Here is a 16,219-nt window from a genome sequence, read left to right as displayed (position 1 = left end):
AAACAGATATTTGCAAAACCGCACCGAACTAATTTGCAACTAATCGGGAATAAAATTCCTGGTGGCCGGCAGAAAATGCCGGTGCATTTCTGCCGATTTAATCGCAGGTTTGTTGGCCTGTTCTGGCCGCTTCATTAAAAATCAAGGCTTCTCAAGTGTTTGCCGGCTGGTCCCGGGCTTGCGACAGGCCGCCGGTGCGCGCGCCATTGCGCCACCCGTGGGCGCGGCTGGCCGGGGGGCAGCCCAAGGCCGGCCCCTCCCAGGGTTCATGGCCACCGGGGAGAACCCTTCCATGAGTTCCATATCCTCCGTGGGCTCGTCCCAGGCGTCTTACGGCGCCTGGAAGGCCCAGCAGGCGTCATCGGCCTCAAGCACCGATGACACCTCATCCGCCGACTCCACCTCATCCGCCGCCTCGCTGCTTGGCGGTGACGGCACCACCACCAACGGCACCAGCAATCCCTTCAGCTTCCAGCTGAGCGGCGACCTGCTGTCGGCCCTTCAGGGCGTCACGCCCGCGCAGGGGACGACGACGGCCGCCGCCGACAGCAGCACGACCGCTGATGCCAGCAGCACCGACCCGACCATCGATCCGGTCACGGGCCAGCCCATCGACCCGGCCACCGGCCTGCCGATCACGACGGCGTCGGCGGATGGTACTGGGACGGATGGTACGGGGGCCACGGATGGCACCGACGCGTCCCAGGGGGCATCCCAGGGCGCGCCCAAGGCCCATCACGGCGGCCACCATGGCCACCACGGCGGTGGCGGCGGCATGAAGGCTGACGACAGCCTGTTCGGCGATCCGGCGACGTCCAGCACCACGGCCACCAGCACCACCACTGCCAGCGCCGATGGCAGCGGCACGTCCACCGGCACCACGGCCAGCGCCGATGGCAGCGGCACGTCCACCGGCACCACGGCCAGCGACGATTTCATGAGCCTGCTGAACAGCACGACGCCGGTTGCCGGCTCGTCCACCGCCTTCATGGCCCAGTTGCAGGGTTCCCTGATGGCCGCCTGAGGCGGGCATGGGGCAACGCCGCCGCCCAAAGGGGTGGGCGTTCCAGTTTGACGATATCGCGCGGCGGCGCATGAAACCATGCGCGCCGGCGTGTCCCTTTCTCAAGATATGTCCTGGCCGGCCGACGCCGCCCAAACCCGGCCCGTAACCTCAGTCCAGGTTCACCAGCTTGACCTTGCGGTTCTCCATGGCCAGGGCCAGCTTGCCGTGCTTCAGGGCCAGGGCCTGGCGGCCGAACAGGTCGAAGCGCCAGCCGGACATGGCCTGCACCTTGGCATTGTCGTCGGCGGCGATGGCCTCCAGGTCGGCGGCGTTGGCCACCAGGCGGCTGGCCACGTCCTCGTCATCACACACCAGTTTCAGCAGCACGCGCAGCAGTTCCACCGTGGGGGCGATGCCGGCCGGCAGTTCGGCGCGCGGCTCCGGCCGGGGCAGGGCGCTGTCGGGCAGGCCTCGCGCCTTTTCGATCGCGGCGAGGATTTCGGTGCCGTAACGACCCGCCGCCATGCTGGGCCCCAGGCCGCGCGTGCGGCCCAGGTCATCCACCGTGCTGGGGGTGTGGGCGGCGATTTCCATCAGGGTCTCGTCGCGCACCACGCGGTTGCGCGGGATGTCCTTGCGCTGCGCCTCGCGCTCGCGCCAGGCGCACAGCTCCTTCAGCACGGCGATGAAGCGCGGCTTGTCGGTGCGGGGCTTCAGCCGGCGCCAGGACTCGTCCGGGTCCTGGCGGTAGGTGTCCGGGCTGGTCAGGATGGCCATCTCATCGGCCAGCCATTGCTCGCGCCCCGTCTTATCCAGGCGGCGGCGGATCTTCTCATATGCCGGGCGCAGGTGGGTCACATCCGACAGGGCGTAGGTCAGCTGCCGGTCGGTCAGCGGCCGGTTGGACCAGTCGGTGAAGCGGCTGGACTTGTCGATGCGGGCGTTGGTCAGTTTGGTGATCAGCGTCTCATAGCCCACGCTGTCGCCGAAGCCGCAGACCATGGCCGCGACCTGGGTGTCGAACAGGGGGGTGGGGACGGCGCCGGTCAGGTTGAAGAAAATCTCCAGATCCTGGCGGGCGGCGTGGAAGACCTTCAGTACCGCGGGATTGGCCAGCAGCGCGAACAGCGGCGACAGGTCGATGCCGTCGGCCAGCGGGTCGATGGCGGCGGCCTCGTCGGGGCCAGCCACCTGCACCAGGCAAAGCTGCGGGTAGTATGTCTTCTCCCGCATGAATTCGGTATCGACGGTGACGTACGCGGCGGAGGCCAGGCGGTCACAGAAGGCGGAGAGGTCGGCGGTATTGGTGATCAGCGTCATGGGGTTCTTCACATACTATAGCTAAGCGCGCGTGCATAGGGCCTGCTGTCCCGCCGCCCGGGAATAGGGCCGCCGGGCACCGAGTCGGGTAGGGCGGCAGGCGGCCCGGCCGGCGTCGCCCGCGCCCGCTCCGGCGGGCAGCCGGCATGCCGGGGCATGGCAGCCATTCGCATCCTAAAAATCGCAGTTTTGCCATCGATACGGCGTTACCTGCGGGCGAGGGCGGCCGGGGGCCGGGAGGGTCCGCTTGACAGAATGTCGCAGGCTTAATATGCGAGTGATTATCAAAAACATTCGCATAAGAACAAAGGGGACCTCTGTGATGCGCGCCCGCCTGCTGCTTTCCGCCTGCCTGTTCACCGTCCTGCTGCCCCCGGCCCTGCCGGCCTTCGCCGGGGTTCCCGATGGGGCCGATGCCGCCGAGGGGGCCAAGTCCGGCGGCGCCCTGCCCGAGGTGGTGGTCAGTGCCGACCGCCAGGCGGCCATGGGCTACAACCCCAAGGACGCGGTCAGCGCCACCCGTATGGACATGGCGCTGCGCGACGTGCCGCAGACGGTGAACGTGGTGCCCCTGGCGGTGATGCGGGACCAGGGTGCCCTGTCGCTGCAGGACGTCATGCGCAACATCCCCGGCATCGGCCTGTCCACCGGCGACGGCCAGCGCGACCAGGTTTCCATCCGCGGCTTCTCCGCCATCGCCGACCAATATGTCGACGGCCTGCGTGACGACGCCCTCTATTTCCGCGACCTGTCCAACCTGCAATCGGTGGAGGTGGTGAAGGGGCCGGCCTCCGTCCTCTACGGGCGGGGCTCCTCCGGCGGCTTGATCAACCGCATCACCAAGAAGCCGGGCATCGACCTGGCGGAAGCGAGCTTCCGCTACGGCGGTTGGGATGACCGGCGGGGGGAAGTGGACCTGGCCCATGTGCTGCCCGACACCGGCATCGCCCTGCGCCTGACCGGCGCCGTCGAGGCGGCCGACAGCTATCGCCAGCAGCAGTTCCTGGACCGCAAGGCCGTGGCGCCCTCGGTGGAATTCAACCTGGATGAAAAGACCAAGCTGCTGGTCCAGGCCGATTACCTGGAGGACAAGCGCGTCACCGATTTCGGCATCCCCGCCTATCACGGCCTGCCGGTGGACGTGGCGCCCGGCACCTATTACGGCGCCGCCAACGCCCGGGACGCGGATTACAGCCAGTCCCGCGTCCGCTCCACCACCGAAACGCTGACGCATGAGGTGAACGACAGCCTGTCGCTGCGCAACGCCTTCCGCTACTACCGCTACAACCTGGACCGCCGCAACACGCTGGTCGGCTCGGTCAACGAGGCGGCGCGGACGGCGGCCCTCACCCGCTCCATCGTCGGCCGGTATGAGCACGGCTGGTTCAACCAGAGCGAGGCGGTGCAGAAGTTCAGCCTGGCGGGCATCGACAACCAACTGCTGCTGGGGCTGGAGGTCGGGCACCAGACCAAGGACGCCATCACCTATTCCCAGGGCACGGTGGCCACCGTCGCGCTGTTCAACCCGGTGCTGCCGACCCTGAACCCCGGCACCTTCGGCACCATCACCGCCAACAACCGCGGCCTGTTCGACACCACCGGCGTCTATGCCCAGGACATGGTGACCCTGCTGCCGGAGCTGAAGGCCCTGGTCGGCATGCAATTCGACCGGTTCGAGCAGCGCACGCTGCAGCATCTCGCCAACTTGGCCAACCTCAGCCGCACGGATCGGAACTGGAGCCCGCGCGCCGGCCTGGTGTGGCAGCCGACGGACGAGAAGGCAGAGGTCGCCCAATCCTACTACGTGTCGTGGAGCCGCTCGTTCCAGCCCTCGGGCGAGGCCTTCTCCGTTGCCGCCAACAACGCCGACATCGCGCCGGAAAGCACCCGCAATGTCGAGGTGGGCGCCAAGCTGGACTTCTGGCAGGGCCGGCTCAGCACCACGGCCTCGCTGTTCCGCCTGGAACGCAGCGGCATCAAGACCACCGACCCGGTGACGCAGAAGCTGCTGCCCATCGGCGTGCAGCGCACCGATGGTGTGGAGCTGACCGGCGCGCTGGACCTGTCGGACGGGTGGAAGGCCATCGCCGGCTACGCCTACCTGGACGCCCGCGTCACGGAATCCGTGGCCAAGGACGCCGGCCAGAATGTGCAGGGCAAGCGCGCCACCATCACGCCGCGCCACAGCACCAACCTGTGGCTGACCAAGGCCTTCGGCGACCGTTTCGGCCTGGGTGGCGGCATGAACTATGTCGGCGATCGCTACGCCAACCCGGGCAACACCGTGACCCTGCCGTCCTATGTCACGGTGGACGCCATGGCCTGGTACCGCCAGGGGCCGGTGACCCTGCAGGTCAACGTCTACAACATCGCGGATGAGCGCTACATCGTCTCGGCCCACGGCTCCAACGCCAACCTGAACCTGCCGGGCAGCCCCCGGTCGGTCATGGGCAGCGTCAAGATCAGTTATTAAGGGGGACCAAGGCGGCCGGGCGCCGGGCAAATCGGCCCGGCCGTCTTGACAATCCGCCCCCGTCCGGCCCTAGTGTCCGCCGGTCCGTCAGTCCGCGTTTTCGCGGATCGGCGGCGCTATTGCCCAACCCGCACTCGTCAAGGCCCGGCCCCATGCATCCCTATCGTACCCACACCTGCGGCGCCCTGCGTCAGGAAGACGCCGGCCAGACCGTCCGCCTCTCCGGCTGGATCCACCGCAAGCGTGACCACGGCCAACTGCTGTTCGTCGACCTGCGCGACAATTACGGCCTGACCCAGTGCGTGATCGATATCGACAATCCCGGCTTCAAGGTGCTGGAATCCGCCCGCCTGGAATCGGTCATCACCGTGACCGGCCGCGTGGTGGCGCGCACCAATGACACCATCAACGACAAGCTGCCCACCGGCCATATCGAGGTGAAGGCGGATGAGGTGGTGGTGCAGAGCCTGGCCGACCAGCTGCCCCTGCAGGTGAACTCCGACCAGGACGCGGGCGAGGACATCCGCCTGCGCTACCGCTTCCTGGACCTGCGGCGCACCAAGATGCACCGCAACATCCACCTGCGGTCCAACGTCATCGCCTCGGCCCGCCGCCGCATGATCGAGGCCGGGTTCACCGAGTTCCAGACCCCCATCCTGACCTCGTCCTCGCCCGAGGGCGCGCGTGACTTCCTGGTCCCGGCGCGCAACCACCCGGGCAAGTTCTACGCCCTGCCGCAGGCGCCGCAGCAGTTCAAGCAGCTGCTGATGGTGGCGGGCTTCGACCGTTATTTCCAGATCGCCCCCTGCTTCCGTGACGAGGACAGCCGCGCCGACCGTAGCCCGGGCGAGTTCTACCAGCTCGACTTCGAGATGAGCTACGTCACCCAGGACGACGTGTTCGCGGCCATCGAGCCCGTCATCCACGGCATCTTCACCGAGTTCCGCGACTTCACCGGTGTGGCTAAGACCGTCAGCCCCTATCCGTTCCCGCGCATCCCCTATGCCGAGAGCATGCTGAAGTACGGCAACGACAAGCCGGACCTGCGCAACCCGCTGGTGATCACCGACGTGTCGGCCGTGTTCCGCCGCGATGACGTGGAGTTCAAGGCCTTCCGCGGCGTGCTGGACAAGGGCGGCGTGGTCCGCTGCGTCAAGGCGCCGGCCGTGGGCGACAAGCCCCGCAGCTTCTTCGACAAGCTGAACGACTGGGCCCGTGGTCTGGGCGCGCCCGGCCTGGGCTACATCCTGTTCGAGAACGGCGCCGGCAAGGGCCCCATCGCCAAGTTCGTGCCCGAGGCGGCGCAGGTGAGCTTGCGTGAGCTGACCGGTGCCGTGGACGGCGACGCCGTGTTCTTCGTCTGCGACCTGGAAGGCCCCGCCGCCAAGCTGGCCGGCCAAGCCCGCACCCGCATCGGTGAGGAGCTGGACCTGATCGAGAAGGACGCCTTCCGCTTCTGCTGGATCGTCGACTTCCCGATGTACGAGAAGGATGAGGAGACGGGGAAGATCGACTTCTCCCACAACCCCTTCTCCATGCCCCAGGGCGGCCTGGAGGCCCTGACCAGCATGAACCCGCTGGACATCAAGGCCTTCCAGTACGACATCGTCTGCAATGGCATCGAACTGTCCTCGGGCGCCATCCGCAACCACAAGCCCGAGATCATGTACAAGGCGTTCGAGATCGCCGGCTATTCGGCCGAGGACCTCGAGACCCGCTTCGGCGGCATGCTCTCGGCCTTCAAGCTGGGCGCCCCGCCGCACGGCGGTTCCGCCCCGGGCATCGACCGCATCGTCATGCTGCTGGCCGACGAGCCCAACATCCGCGAGGTCATCGTCTTCCCGCTGAACCAGCGCGCCGAAGACCTACTGATGCAGGCCCCCAACGCCGTCGACACCGCGCGGCTGAAGGAACTGCACATCAAGCTCGACCTGCCCAAGCCCAAGATCACCACCGAGGCCAAGGAAGGCTGAGGCGGGGATCGTCGCTGAGGCGGAGTGTTAAGGCGGGCGGCGTCTGGAAGGGCGCCGCCCGTTTTGGTTTGGGGAGGGCCGCTGAGCAATCTGCCATCGTGGGCGCCGAGCTTAGCCTGGACTTACCCCTTCGGCTGTACACCATTGCCGCATCTCACTGCCAACCGATATCCCTGGAATGAGGGGAGCGGAGGATGCCCATGCAGCTGGATGCGGAAGGCTGGGTCGTGGACCCCAAGGTGACCAAGTCACCATTCCCCAACCTCAAGCACGGCACGATGGCCGCGATCCACGGCATCATCGTCCACCAGACCGGATCGCCCAGCCGCGACGCCACCTTCAACAGCTATCGGGAAGCGTCGCCCAACGGGGCGCACTTCCTGATCGACAAGAACGGGGACGTCTACCAGACCGCGTCCGTGACCTGGAAGCTGTGGCACGTCGGCAAGCTGCGGCCGCGCTGCCTGGTGCAGCACAGTTGCCCGGCGACGGAGATGACGTTGATCACCGGCTGGCGCGTCGCGCAAGTGCATGAGATCGAGCGGCAGAAGGCCTTCCCCGACCGGTTTCCCATGAATGGCGACTCCATCGGGATCGAGATTGTCTCGGACATCATCATCGGGCCCAAGGGCACCACGTTCGAGCCGGTGACCCAGGCGCAGAACGCCGCCCTGGACTGGATGATCACCGGCCTGAAGGCCCTGCTGCGCTTTCCGGCCATCGAGATCTATCGGCACCCCGACGTATCGTTCAAGAACATCCATGAGGCGGAGACCGCGACGTGGCACTGAAAGACGTGGCACTGAAACCGGCCGCCGCCCTGGCCATGGCCGCCGTCCTGGGCGGCGTGGCCGGCGCCCAGGCCAAGGTGACCAGCATCGCCATAGAGTTGGTGACGGTCGAAACGCCGGCCACCTTCGAGGGCAAGGACCAGGATAAAGTCTACAGCGATGCCTGCGCCCACCAGAAGCTGACCGACGCCCAGGCGCTCAAGTGGTTCCGCAAGGCGCACGAGGAACCGCGCCAAGGCTTCAATGAAAAGGCCACGGAGACCGGCTGCGTGTTCCGGGGCAGCCTCACGGCCAAGGACGGGAAGGCGTATCGCTGGACGCTGGATGTGGGCGGGACTGGGTACATTTTTCGGTCGGATGAGAGGAATGATGCGATTTTATTGACCGGGGCTGAGGTCTCTTTTGGGCGGTAATGAATTCAAGCGGGCTGCGTCGACAAGGGCGCCGCCCGTTTTGTTGGCTCCGGCACATCGGAGGGGGCGGCGTCGCTAGTGGCCGCCGATTACCAGCGCCATGGGCGGCAGGTCACAAGAACGTGACGGGTATACGGATGGCTTGTGCCGCCCGCACTGTGGACGCCTGTGCCATGGGGTCGGATTCCTGCAAAACACTCAACGCGGCAGGGGCGTAACTCCAAACAACTCCACACATCGGCCCTTTAGGGTGGCGCGTCTTTAGGTGCGGTGCGGTAGGAATTCCGCGCCGCACCATCGCGACCAGGACGATGGCGGGGATGGTGATGGTGGTTCATAGGCGCGCGTACAGCGTGGCGCAAATTTACGTCCATTGGGCTGGTGCCGCGCTGGTGGCGGCGCTGTTCGCCACCGCGTGGGTGCGCGAGGGTGTCGAGGATACCGCCGTGCGCCGCCTGCTGCTGGATTGGCACCGACTGGTCGGCCTCGTCCTCATGGCGTTGTCCCTGGTCCGGCTGGGCCTGCGCTTGGCCCGGCCTATCCCGCCGCCGCTGCCGGGAATGCCGGTCTGGCAGCATCGCCTGGCGGGCTTGGTCCATGGGGGTCTCTACAGCCTGCTGTTCCTTCAGCCCGCCAGCGGCTGGCTGCTGGCGTCCGCCCGGGGGCGGGCGCTGGATCTGTTCGGCTGGCTGCCGCTGCCCGTCCTCGTGGCCAAGGATGCCGAACGGGCGGAATGGCTGGGCCTCGCGCATGCCTCCCTCTCCTGGGCCTTGCTGGTGTTGGTCGCCCTGCACGCCAGCGCAGCGCTGGCCCATGCCTTGGTCCTGAAGGACGGCACCCTGGATCGCATGCGTCCACCCGGGCGTGGCTTTTCCCGCCCGTCCACCGTTCCCGAATCCTGACCAGCCGAGGTTGCCCCATGGTCTCCCTACCCAAAACGCGCGGGCACGGTGGGCGCGGCGCCCCCACCTTGTTCACCTGCAAGGCCACATCGCTGGTCGTCACCATTTTTCTGGGGGTCCTGGCCGCCGTGCCCGCCCGCGCCGTCCCGTCCTTCTCCGATCAGACGGGCGAGGCGTGCAGCGCCTGCCACGTCGGCGCCTTCGGTCCGCAACTGACGGCGCACGGCCGCGCGTTCAAGCTGACCGGCTACGCCGACGGCCAGGCGTCCCGCCAATTCCCCATGGTGTCCGGCATGGCGGAGCTGTCGCTCACCCACACGGCGCAGGGCCAGGACGGCGGGGCCGCCCCCGGCTTTGGGGCCAACAACAATGGGGCCGTGGATCAGGTCAGCGTCTTCGTCGCCGGTCGCCTCTATGATCATCTGGGCGTCTTCTCGCAGACCACCTGGGATGGCGTTGGCCATCACATCGCCTGGGACAACACCGACCTGCGCTATGGGCGCGAGGCCACCCTGGCGGGGCTGGAGAGCATCCTGGGCCTGTCGGTGAATAACGCTCCGACCGTCTCGGACCCGTACAACACCACCCCGGCCTGGGGCTTTCCCTACGCTGCGGCCAAGTTGGCGCCCCATCCGGCGGCGGCCAGCCTGATCGAGGGCGGGCTGGCGCAGCGGGTGGTGGGAATGACCGCCTACGGCCTGTTCGCGGACCTGCTCTATGTCGAGGCGGGCGGCTACCGCGCCCTGGGCGGCGGTCCGCTGAACACCCTGGGCGTGGCGATCGCTGACGGCCCGGTGGTGGACGGCACCGCCCCCTATGGCCGGGTGGCGCTGCAACACGAGGATCTGCAGCAGTCGGCGGCCCTGGGCGTGTTCGGGCTCTCGGCCCATGTCTTCCCCAACAACGACCGCAGCGCCGGCACCGACCGGTACACGGACGTGGGGCTGGACGCCAGTTATCAATGGCATCCCAACCGCAATCACACCCTGGGTGCCAACGCCACCGCCATCCTGGAGACACACAGCCTGCCGGCCAGCGTGGCCCTGGGCTTGGCCGACAGCGCGCCCGGGCATCTCAACAGCTATCGCCTGAACGCCTACTACACCTTTCAGCAGACCTACGGCCTGACCGCCGGCGTGTTCCGCAGCACAGGCTCGGGCGATGCCGCCCTCTACGGATCGGATCCCCTGACGGGCAGCGCCAACGGCAAGCCGAACTCCAGTGGCTATATCCTGCAGGCCGACTGGACGCCGTTCGGCAAGACGGACTCCTGGGCGGCACCCTGGGCCAACCTGCGCCTGGCGTTGCAATACACCGGCTATACCCAGTTCAACGGCGCCAGCCGCAATTACGATGGGACCGGCCGCGACGCGTCCGACAACAACACCCTGTGGCTGCTGACATGGCTGGCTTTCTGATGGTCCATTTCACTATGCCCATGCGGCGGGGCCGCATCCTGGCCATGTTGGCGCTGCTGACGGCCGCGCTGCCGGCGGCGGGTCGGGCGGCCGACGCCACGCGTGGCGCCGACCTGTTCGACAATTACTGTGGCGAATGCCACACCACCCGGGCCGGCGGCGGTTCGCGCAGCGCGCCCAACCTGTTCGGGCTGATGGGCCGCCGCACCGGCACGGTCGAGGGTTTCGCCTATTCCGATGCCAATCGCGCCGCCGGTTGGGTCTGGACGCCGGAGACGCTGGACACGTACTTGGCCGCGCCCAAGACCGCCATGCCGGGCACGGTGATGAAGTTCCAGGGCGTGAAGGACGCGGCCGAGCGGGCGGACATCATCGCCTTCCTGGCCACGCTGCACGGCTGACGGGCCGGCGAGCTGTGCGCCATAGAGGGGTTGACGGTCATGCCCGCCTCCCGGTGCGCGCCTTCGCCCAAAACCTCCCCGGCCGGTGGCCGGGGAGGGGCACTTCCTACCACCGATAGCTCACATTCGCCTTCACATCCCGCCCCGGGCCGTACCAGCACCAGATGCTGCTGTAGCAGGAGGAGATGTACCGGCGGTCCAGCAGGTTGGTGGCGTCGATGTTCAGGGTCAGGCCCTCCAGCTGCGGGGCCAGGTGCTTGAAGTCGTAGCTGCCCATCAGGTCGAACAGGGTGGCGCCGGGGATGGTCAGGCTGCCGCTGCCGGCCACGCCGTTGTAGCCGCGGCCGATGTAGCGCACGCCGCCGCCGAAGCCCAGGCCGGCCAGGGGGCCGTCCTGCAGGACGTAGTTGGCGTAGCCGTTGGCCGTGGTCTGCGGCACGGCGTAGGGGCGGGTGCCTTCCAGGCCTGAATTGTCCTTGGTCACCTGGTTGTCGATGTAGGTGTAGCTGGCGTGCACGGTCAGCCCGGTGATGGGGTGGGCGGAGCCCTCAAGCTCCACGCCGCGCGACCGCACCTCCCCCGCCGCGATGGAGGCGGTGGGGAAGCTGGGGTCGGTGGTGGCGACGTTGGTCTCGCGCAGCTCATACAGGCTGGCGGTCAGCAGGGCGTTCCACACCTTGGGCTGGTACTTCACGCCCACCTCGACCTGCTTGCCCTCCGTCGGGGCCAGCACGTTGCCGTTCCGGTCCACCGTGGTCTGCGGCAGGAAGGAGGTGGCGTAGGAGACGTAGGGCGCCACCCCGTTGTCGAACAGGTAGAGCAGGCCGGCGCGGCCGGTGAACTTGCTCTCATCCTTCGACGTCGTGCCGTTGCTGAGATGGTCCAGCTGGCTGATGTCCAGCCAGTCGTTGCGGCCGCTCAGCACCAGGCGGAAGCCGCCATACGAGATCTGGTCCTGGGCATAGACGCCGGTCTGGCTCATGTGCAGGCGCACGTCGAAGCTGGTGGCCGGCAGGGTGAAGGCCGAACCATAGACGGGGTTGAAGACGTCGATGTCGGCGACACTGCCGCCGAAGCCCGAGGCCTCCGTCTGCACCGTGTTCTGGAAATCGACGCCGAAGATCAGGTTGTGGGTCAGGGCGCCGGTGCGCACCACGCCGGTCACATTGTTGTCCAGCGTGACGTTGTTCAGCTCCTCCCGCGCCACGGCCAGGGCGCGGGCCAGCTTGGTCTCATTGGCGTCGGTGAAGTAGCCGGCGTTGTAGACGCTGTTGTACAGCGTCGTCAGGTGCATGTAGCGGGTGTTCTGGTGCACCGCCCAGTCATCGTCGAACTTGTGGGTGAACAGCGAGGTGACCATGTTTTCGGTGCGGTTGAACCGCTCGAAATCCGGCTCGCCGTCATAGAAGTCCCGCGGGATCTGGCCGTTGGGGTTGGACAGCAGCGAGCCCTGGACGGGCACGGAACCATAGGCGCCGCTCCGGGGGTCCTGCTGGTGCACGTACAGCACGGTCCAGCTGGTCTTGTCGTCCGGGCGGTAGGTGAGGCTGGGGCTGACGCCGAAGCGTTCGGACTCGGTGTGGCTGATCTGGGTGTCGGAGCGGTCGTTGACCCCTACCAGGCGATAGCTCAGCACGCCGTTGGGGTCGAGCGTGCCGCCGATGTCCGCCGTCTCACGCACGGTGCCATAGCTGCCGGCGGTCACGCTGACCTCACCAAAGGTCTGGCCGGTGGGCAGCTTGCTGCTCAGGGCGGCGATGCCACCGGGGTTGGCGTTGCCGTAGAGCACGGAGGCCGGGCCCTTCACCACCTCGATCCGCTCCAGGAAGGACAGGTCGATCTGCGGCGTGGCGTAGCCGTTGACGGAGCTGATGAGGTGCAGGCCGTCCAGGTACTGGTCGGCGTTGAAGCCGCGCACGGTCATCAGGTCATAGCGGCCGGCGGTGTTGCCGCGCGTGTCGGTGGCGACACCGGCCGTGTAGTTCAGCGCGTCGTTCAGGTTTTCCGCCACGCGCAGGTTCAGCTCATCCCGGCTGATGACGCTGACCGACTGCGGCGTTTCCACCAGCGGGGCCGCGGTCTTCAGGGCGCTGGCGGCATCGGTGGGGGAACGCTGGCCGAGGATCACCACCTCGCTGGAGGGACTGGCGTCAGCCGCCGCGTCGTCCGCCGCCCAGGCGCCACCGGCGCTCAGGGCGACCATGGAGGCGGCCGAGGCCAAGGCCAGGGGATACACAGAGAGGAACTGCCGCAGGTTGGACATGGAAAGGCTCCAGCAACTAATAATTATTATCATTTCTAACGGGATGGTTATGCGGCGGGAGTTGTGAATGCAAGTGACTTTCATTCTTGCATGGCAGCCTTCCGCCGCGTGCCGGGCCCGTCCATTGCCCGCATGGGCGTGACAGTGGGCGGGGCCAGGGCTTGGGCGGGGGCGCGAACGCGGTGGGGATCGTTTTGTTACAACGAATTAACCAAATGCCCCGCCTCAGCCGGGCGGTTTTGGGCTATGTAGGAACAAGGCCCATTCCCGGACGCCGCAGTCGCGCGGCCGGCAGCCCAAGAAGGAAGACGGCACCCATGATGCGCTTCACCCGCACGCTCACGGCCCTGGCCCTGACCACGGCCCTCTGTTCCAGCCTGCCCGCGCTGGCGGCCGGAACAGGGGCTGCCGACACGCCCATCGTGCCGGGGGCGGAGGTGCCGGGGGGCAAGGTGTCGGTGCCGCCGCTGGCCATCACCGAGCGCACGCTGGCCAACGGCCTGAAGGTCATCGCCCTGCCGGACACCACCACGCCCACCGTATCGGTGCAGGTGTGGTACAGCGTGGGCTCCAAGGACGACCCCAAGGGGCGCAGCGGCTTCGCCCATCTCTTCGAACACATGATGTTCAAGAGCACGCGCGACATGGCGGCGGAGCAGTTCGACCGCCTGACGGAGGATGTGGGCGGCTACAACAACGCCTCCACCAACGCCGACTACACCGACTACTTCGAGACCGTGCCCGCCAACCACCTGGAGCGCATCCTGTGGGCGGAGGCGGAGCGCATGGGTTCCCTCGTCGTGGATGAGGAGAACTTCAAGTCCGAGCGCGACGTGGTGAAGGAGGAGCTGCGGCAGCGGGTGCTGGCCCAACCCTACGGCAAGCTGTTCTACCTCATGTTCCCGCAGGTCAGCTTCAAGGTGCACCCCTACGGCCGCCCCGGCATCGGCAGCATCGAGGATCTGGACGCCGCCACCCTGCAGGACGTGCAGGCCTTCCACGCCACCTATTACCGGCCGGACAACGCCACCCTGGTGGTGGTGGGCAACTTCAAGCCCGAGGAGCTGAACGCCTGGGTGGACAAGTATTTCGGCCCCCTGACCCATCCGGCGACGCCCATCCCGCGCGTGACGGCGGTGGAGCCGACGCGAACCGCCCCACAGACCCTGACGGTGACCGAGGCCAACGCCCCCCTGCCGGCCGTGCTGCTGAGCTATCCCTTCCCCAAGGCGACGGACAAGGACCTGCCGGCCCTGCTGGTGCTGGACAGCATCCTGGGCCATGGCGACAGCAGCCGCCTGAACCAGTCCCTGGTCTATGAGAAGCAGGTGGCCAGCCAGGTCTTCACCTTCCAGGAGGTGAACCAGCAGCCGGGCGCCTACGCCATCGGCGCCATCCTGGCCGGCGGCGCCACGGCCGAGGCGGGGGAGAAGGCCCTGTTGGAGGAACTGGACAAGGTGTCCAAGGACGGCGTGACGGAGGCCGAGCTGGCCGCCGCCCGCAACCAGCTGGTGACCGATGAGCTGGAGGAGCGGGAGACGGCCAACGGCCGCGCCAGCCTGTTGGCCCGCGCCGCCGTCATCTTCGGCGATCCCAAGCGCGCCGACACCCTGCTGGCCGACGTGCAGGCGGTGACGGCCGACGACGTGAAGCGGGTGGCGGCCACCTGGCTGAAGCCCGAGACCAAGATTTCCGTGCGCTACGTCCCGGCGGATGGCCCCGAGAAAGGCACCGACACGGTGGCGACCTCCACCGCCATTGACGCCGCCCCGCTGGTGGTGCCGGCGGATCTGAAAGTGGTGGAGCCGGCCCCCGCCGACCAGCGCCAGGCCCCGCCCACCGCCGGCCCCGCCGTGGACGCGGCCCTGCCGCAGCCGGTGGAAAAGCGCCTGGCCAACGGCCTGCGCGTCATCGTGGCGCCCACCCACGGCGTGCCGCTTATCCAGGCCAGCCTGCGCATCGGCGGCGGCGGGGCGGTGGACCCGGCGCGCCTGCCCGGCACGGCGGCCATGACGGCCAACGTGCTGACCAAGGGCACGGCCAAGCGCTCCGCCCCTGAGATCGCGCGCGATGTCGAGGCGCTGGGCGGCACCCTGAACGCCGCCGCCGGCTGGGACGGGTCGGAGCTGTCGCTGCTGGTGAAGGGCGACGTGTTGGCCCCGGCCATGGAGATCTTCGCCGACGTGGCCCGCAACCCGGCCTTCCAGAAGGAAGAGCTGGAGCGGGAGCGGCACCAGGCGCTGGACGGCCTGTCCGTCACCCTGAAGGACCCGGCCGGCCTGGCCAAGCTGGTGGGCCCGCGCGTGCTCTACGCCGATGCCGCCTACGGCCACCCGCTGACCGGCACGCCCCGGTCGCTGGCGGCGCTGAAGCCCGCCGACCTCTCCACCTATCACCACACCTGGTGGCGGCCGGACAACGCCACCCTGGTGCTGGCCGGCTCGCTGACGGCGGAGCAGGGCTTCGGCATCGCGGAAAAGCTGTTCGGTGACTGGGCCAAGCCGGCGGCGGCCCTGCCGGCGCTGCCCGCCTCGCCCGCGCAACCCGCCGGGCGCGCCGTGGTGGTTGACCTGCCCAAGGCGGGCCAGGCGGCGGTGCTGGTGGTGCGGCCGGGCCTGGCGCGGTCGGACAAGGACTACTACCCGGCCAGCGTGGCCAACGCCGTGCTGGGCGTGGGCTATTCCTCGCGCCTGAACGAGGAAATCCGCATCAAGCGGGGCCTGAGCTATGGCGCCGGCTCGGCCCTGGATTTCCGCCGCGTGCCGGGGCCCTTCGTCGCCAGCACCCAGACCAAGAACCCCTCCGCCCCCGAGGTCGCCGGCCTGATCATGACGGAGATGGGCAAGCTGGGCACCCAGGCGCCGGCGGAGACGGAACTGGCCGGCCGCAAGGCCGTACTGATCGGCAATTTCGGCCGCACGGTGGAAACCACCCACGGCGTGGCCAGCCTGGTCGGCAGCCTGGCCCTGCAGGGCGTCGATCTGGCGGAGATCGGCCGCTACATCAGCAGCGTGCAGGCGGTGACCCCCGCCCAGGTGCAGGCCGCCGCCGCCCGCACCCTGTCGCCGGCCCAAAGCAGCCTGGTGGTGGTGGGCGACAGCGCCCAGTTCCTGCCCGCCCTGAAGCAGAAATACCCCAAGGTGCAGGTCATCCCCGCCGCCCGGCTGAACCTGGACAGCGGCAGCCTCAAGGCGGCGCCCAAAAAGGACGGGGACAAGAAGGCCGATGCGCAGGCCACGCAGCCGTGAACCCGGGGGAA

The 16,219-nt window shown here is 68.0% G+C and carries 11 protein-coding genes; 9 read left to right on the top strand and 2 right to left on the bottom strand.

Annotated features, from left to right (window positions below):
- The first annotated feature begins 292 nt into the window (after positions 1 to 292).
- Positions 293 to 1,024 (top strand): hypothetical protein, encoded by a 732-nt coding sequence (locus UAA55_RS10450; protein WP_322952629.1) that lies wholly within the window; start codon positions 293 to 295, stop codon positions 1,022 to 1,024.
- A gap of 150 nt (positions 1,025 to 1,174) precedes the next feature.
- Here the strand turns inward: UAA55_RS10450 and rnd are convergent, their stop codons facing one another.
- A complete protein-coding gene (rnd, locus tag UAA55_RS10445; RefSeq protein ID WP_322952628.1) occupies positions 1,175 to 2,326 on the bottom strand; it encodes a ribonuclease D in 1,152 nt (383 codons plus the stop codon).
- Positions 2,327 to 2,648: 322 nt separating this feature from the next.
- On the opposite strand from rnd, the gene UAA55_RS10440 reads away from it, so the two are divergent.
- The 7 genes from UAA55_RS10440 to UAA55_RS10410 all read left to right on the top strand — a co-directional run bounded on the left by UAA55_RS10440 (position 2,649) and on the right by UAA55_RS10410 (position 10,697).
- The gene (locus UAA55_RS10440) at positions 2,649 to 4,799 is read left to right on the top strand and encodes a TonB-dependent receptor (RefSeq protein WP_322952627.1); all 2,151 of its coding nucleotides are present in this window, start codon (positions 2,649 to 2,651) and stop codon (positions 4,797 to 4,799) included.
- A 152-nt stretch (positions 4,800 to 4,951) separates the two neighbouring features.
- Positions 4,952 to 6,772: an aspartate--tRNA ligase gene (aspS, locus tag UAA55_RS10435; RefSeq protein WP_322952626.1), complete on the top strand. Its 1,821-nt coding sequence runs from the start codon at positions 4,952 to 4,954 to the stop codon at positions 6,770 to 6,772.
- A gap of 194 nt (positions 6,773 to 6,966) precedes the next feature.
- On the top strand, positions 6,967 to 7,563 hold the full coding sequence (locus tag UAA55_RS10430; protein ID WP_322952625.1) for a peptidoglycan recognition protein family protein: 597 nt from the start codon (positions 6,967 to 6,969) through the stop codon (positions 7,561 to 7,563).
- A complete protein-coding gene (locus UAA55_RS10425; protein WP_322952624.1) occupies positions 7,554 to 7,976 on the top strand; it encodes a hypothetical protein in 423 nt (140 codons plus the stop codon). Before UAA55_RS10430 ends, UAA55_RS10425 begins: the two co-directional genes overlap by 10 nt.
- A gap of 326 nt (positions 7,977 to 8,302) precedes the next feature.
- Positions 8,303 to 8,878, top strand: coding sequence for a cytochrome b (locus UAA55_RS10420; protein WP_322952623.1), 576 nt, complete (start codon positions 8,303 to 8,305; stop codon positions 8,876 to 8,878).
- Between the two features lie 68 nt (positions 8,879 to 8,946).
- Positions 8,947 to 10,296: a hypothetical protein gene (locus UAA55_RS10415; protein WP_322952622.1), complete on the top strand. Its 1,350-nt coding sequence runs from the start codon at positions 8,947 to 8,949 to the stop codon at positions 10,294 to 10,296.
- A complete protein-coding gene (locus UAA55_RS10410) occupies positions 10,296 to 10,697 on the top strand; it encodes a c-type cytochrome (RefSeq protein ID WP_322952621.1) in 402 nt (133 codons plus the stop codon). Before UAA55_RS10415 ends, UAA55_RS10410 begins: the two co-directional genes overlap by 1 nt.
- Positions 10,698 to 10,803: 106 nt before the next feature.
- On the opposite strand, the gene UAA55_RS10405 is transcribed toward UAA55_RS10410, so the two are convergent.
- Positions 10,804 to 12,960 (bottom strand): TonB-dependent siderophore receptor, encoded by a 2,157-nt coding sequence (locus UAA55_RS10405; protein ID WP_322952620.1) that lies wholly within the window; start codon positions 12,958 to 12,960, stop codon positions 10,804 to 10,806.
- 317 nt (positions 12,961 to 13,277) lie between these two features.
- Between UAA55_RS10405 and UAA55_RS10400 the strand changes: the two genes are divergently transcribed.
- A complete protein-coding gene (locus UAA55_RS10400) occupies positions 13,278 to 16,208 on the top strand; it encodes a M16 family metallopeptidase (RefSeq protein WP_322952619.1) in 2,931 nt (976 codons plus the stop codon).
- The last annotated feature ends 11 nt before the right edge of the window (positions 16,209 to 16,219 follow it).

The sequence above is a fragment of the Nitrospirillum guanabarense genome (assembly GCF_034653355.1).
Taxonomy (GTDB): Bacteria; Pseudomonadota; Alphaproteobacteria; order Azospirillales; family Azospirillaceae; genus Nitrospirillum.
This window is presented reverse-complemented; position numbering and strand designations above follow the sequence as displayed.